6 protein-coding genes are annotated in these 3,108 nt (G+C 60.7%); all 6 read right to left on the bottom strand.

Translation table 11 applies throughout. The features are described from left to right. On the bottom strand, nucleotides 1–675 hold a 675-nt coding region (locus H0V78_04680; GenBank protein MBA2351093.1), incomplete at its 3' end, for a hypothetical protein. 36 nt (nucleotides 676–711) lie between these two features. Beyond that, nucleotides 712–972 (bottom strand): hypothetical protein, encoded by a 261-nt coding sequence (locus tag H0V78_04685; GenBank protein ID MBA2351094.1) that lies wholly within the window; start codon nucleotides 970–972, stop codon nucleotides 712–714. 92 nt (nucleotides 973–1,064) lie between these two features. Then, the gene (locus tag H0V78_04690; protein MBA2351095.1) at nucleotides 1,065–2,021 is read right to left on the bottom strand and encodes a hypothetical protein; all 957 of its coding nucleotides are present in this window, start codon (nucleotides 2,019–2,021) and stop codon (nucleotides 1,065–1,067) included. Between the two features lie 37 nt (nucleotides 2,022–2,058). Further along, a complete protein-coding gene (locus tag H0V78_04695) occupies nucleotides 2,059–2,379 on the bottom strand; it encodes a hypothetical protein (GenBank protein MBA2351096.1) in 321 nt (106 codons plus the stop codon). A 19-nt stretch (nucleotides 2,380–2,398) separates the two neighbouring features. Then, nucleotides 2,399–2,563, bottom strand: a complete 165-nt coding sequence (locus H0V78_04700) for a hypothetical protein (GenBank protein ID MBA2351097.1) — start codon at nucleotides 2,561–2,563, stop codon at nucleotides 2,399–2,401. Between the two features lie 31 nt (nucleotides 2,564–2,594). Beyond that, the gene (locus H0V78_04705; GenBank protein MBA2351098.1) at nucleotides 2,595–2,987 is read right to left on the bottom strand and encodes a cytochrome C; all 393 of its coding nucleotides are present in this window, start codon (nucleotides 2,985–2,987) and stop codon (nucleotides 2,595–2,597) included. Between the last annotated feature and the right edge of the window lie 121 nt (nucleotides 2,988–3,108).

Consider the following 3,108-nt stretch of genomic DNA (forward strand, 5'->3'; position numbering starts at 1 on the left):
CTGTTGGTCCTGAGAATTGTGATGAGCGGAATAACGATGGGCGAGGGCGCCGATCAAGGCACGCTCGCGGCGGCTAGCCTGCCCGGCCAGTGCTTGCGCTTTTGCGATGGCATCGGCTGCCGGCGCCATGGCTTCGGCTGCCATCGGTGCGTTGATATTGGGGCCCAGCACCAGCGCCTCGCCCCAGTAGCACATCGCGCAGTCCGGATCGAGACGCTGCGCTTTCCGGAAGGCGCGGCGCGCTTCTTCGTGATTGAAAGCAAAGGTGAGACGCAATCCCTGGTCGAAAAACTGTTGCGCCCGCGGGTCGCGGGTGGTTATGCGCCAATGCAGCGTGCCGAGGTTGTCGTACAGGCGTGCGTCGCCCGCATCGGTTGCGCTGCTTGCTTCGTCCGCGCTCGCGGAATTTGCCGGCGCTGGGATCTGCGTGTTGTCGACTGGCTTCAACTCGTTGCGCGGCGCCACCTTCTCCGTCAATCCCGATTCCAGCGCGAGTTTCAGAAAAGTCTTGCGCTCGCGCCCGCCCGGCAGGCACAGCGGGCCGCCGATCCCGGCCAATACGACATCGGCTGCGTCGCGAGCCGCTGTATCGTTTACGTCGGCCGTGAAGCCCGCGCCGACGCCGAGACCGGCAAGGGCAACGACGACGGCAATCGTGATTTTGTGAAGTTTCATGTCTTATCCGCTAAAGTCAGGATCATAACGCCAAGGCTATCGAGATTTCGAACAGACGCCGGCCTCGACTTCGGATCGCATCATATGCGACGCGCGTTCAGTTTCGCCGCTTCCGCCAGCTCCGATATTGCGCCGGCAGAATGCTGACTCGTCCGCGCCAGCCGTTTGCTGCAAACCGGAGCGACGCAGCCCCACCGCGACTAGCGTCGCTATCAGCAGTCCGCCAGGAACGATCAGCACGATCAGTAAAGCGATCCACTTCGGGATGCGATCCCAGAGCTGCAATGCAGTGTGCATTTCCTTCTCCATGCGACCGGCGCCGCGAAACCAGCGTTCGAAGCAGACACGATCATCATCCTTTCGTTGTGACGCTGCGCTCGCTTGGCGAGTTATCCGAGAATGGGCGCGAGCGCTACGTCTATGCGCCGGCTTTGCTCGGGCGTGATCAGGCTCGCCAGAATTTCCTGGAATCGAGGCTGCTCGACGCCGGAAGCGATGTATTGAAACCGGTAAGCTTCGAGCATCGACGCCTTCACGCGCTCGACCTCGAACTCGGCGAACGCGGCATTGCAAAGCGTCAGAAAATAATTGGCATCACTCGCAGCCTGCGCCTGCAGAATGCCGTCGACCGCGGCGACCAGCGCAATCAGATCATCTACCGCACGGTCGCGTTGTCCGGGTGCCAGTTTGGCGTCCTCACGCTTCCATTCGAGTTCGTCCAGAATCGCGTGCTGCGATTCTTCCTTCCAGTGGAACAGGAACACATCCTTGTACAAGTCCGACAACTCGCTGTCGGGCGCGATGCTTTGCCGGTAGTGGGCGAGCGTGAATAATTCGATCAGGCAGGTCAGCGCGAGCACCGCCCAGCTCGATTTGCCGAGCACGACGCTAGCGACCTCGGCCGCCTGCGGCAGGAAGCGATATCCGGGCGGCATGAGGCTCGCGATCATGCGTTCGATGCGGCCGAACAGCTCTTGATGCTTGAGCTCTTCATCGCTGAAACGCAGCAGCGCTTCGAGCGCGATCGGGTCGACGCCGCGATGCGCCTCGCTGACTTCAAGTATCTTGGTGTTGATGAAACGCTCGACCAGCCCGAACATATTGGCGTAAGTACGCCCCTGAATCTGGCTCGCGAGGCGCTTCTGGTTCGCGTCGAGGAAGCCGAGCCGCACCAGTTTCGTCAGGCCATCGGGAAGAAAACTCTTGCCGACGTCGAATTCGCGTCCGCGTATGACGTCGATGTCGATATCCCACGATACCCGTTTTGAATTTTCGATGCATTTGGCATAGCGGCGGTTTTCCGTTTTTGGATCGTCCTCCGCATAGTGCTGGGCGACGTGCTGCATTTTTGCTGCTCCTCTGAATAAGTAAAAAGTGGATGAATCAGGCAGCCCGCGCTTCGCAAGCGGGTTGCTTGCGCTGCGTTCGATTCGACGCCGTCAACCCAGCGAAAATCCTGCGCAAAACCGTTTGCACGCGCCGGGTTTCGTCGTGCGGGCTGGGGTAGCGGGTTTCGGGATGTGGCGCATCGCCGTAACCAAGCAGATCGATGGCGATCACCCGACGTTTCGGCGCGAGCTCCTGCGCGAGTTTGCGCCACTGGCCTTGGTGCGACATCGAGCTGTGCAGCAGCACCACGGGGGCGCCGTCGCCTAGTACGCTAAAGTCCGCGGCGTATTTCAGGCTGTGCTGCGTTTCGATCATGTCATTCATCTTTCTGATTCTAGGCAAGCCGCGATATCGTCAGTGCCCTTGCTACCGCGGCGTCAAAGGCGATCGCCGCGCGAGTCGCGTCATCCGCGGTGACTCCCGCGAATTCCAAACCGCGCGGCCATGCGTTGGCGCAGCCGTCGCGCGGAATCACATCGTTTGCAAGTACGGTTTCCATTTTGTCTCCTCGCGTTTACAGGGCCGGCCAACTACTCGCCAACATCGGTGCCATACGCTGTGGGCAATTGTGGAGTCATTGAAAAGTAGGGGGTATCGGGGGCAATCCGCGGCGCCACAAAAGCCGGCGCGGGCATTCCGGCGGCGCCGAGTTGACGCACGTACCGGTAAAGCGCGCGCAAGTCGTCATCGCTCATGTCGCGCAAGGCAAACCACGGCATCGGTGGGCGCGCGCGCAAGCTGCGTGCTTTCATCAACCACTGTTCCTCGCTGAAGCCTTGCATGTAAAGCCTCAGATTGGTCGCGTACGTCGTGCCCCATGGCCCGGAATAGCCGGTGCCGCCGCCGGTCAGCCAGGATTCTTCGGCTACCGTCCCGCCGCTTTGCCCGTAGTTGCGTGTATGGCAATGGTTGCAGCCGGCCACTTTTGTCGATATGAGGCAACGCACTTTGCAGCCATCCTGGCCCTCCGCCTTCGAACACAGGAAATATGTTGCCGCCGAAGATACTCGCTTCGGGCCACTCGGTGAATGCGCGCTCGTACTC

Source organism: Burkholderiales bacterium, from assembly GCA_013695435.1.
Lineage (GTDB): Bacteria > Pseudomonadota > Gammaproteobacteria > Burkholderiales > JACMKV01 > JACMKV01.

What these genes read in the sequence shown, in the direction of transcription:
- H0V78_04685 (MBA2351094.1), bottom strand. Translation starts at nt 972, where the DNA reads ATGCACACTGCATTGCAGCTCTGGGATCGCATCCCGAAGTGGATCGCT.
- H0V78_04690 (MBA2351095.1), bottom strand. Translation starts at nt 2,021, where the DNA reads ATGCAGCACGTCGCCCAGCACTATGCGGAGGACGATCCAAAAACGGAA.
- H0V78_04695 (MBA2351096.1), bottom strand. Translation starts at nt 2,379, where the DNA reads ATGATCGAAACGCAGCACAGCCTGAAATACGCCGCGGACTTTAGCGTA.
- H0V78_04700 (MBA2351097.1), bottom strand. Translation starts at nt 2,563, where the DNA reads ATGGAAACCGTACTTGCAAACGATGTGATTCCGCGCGACGGCTGCGCC.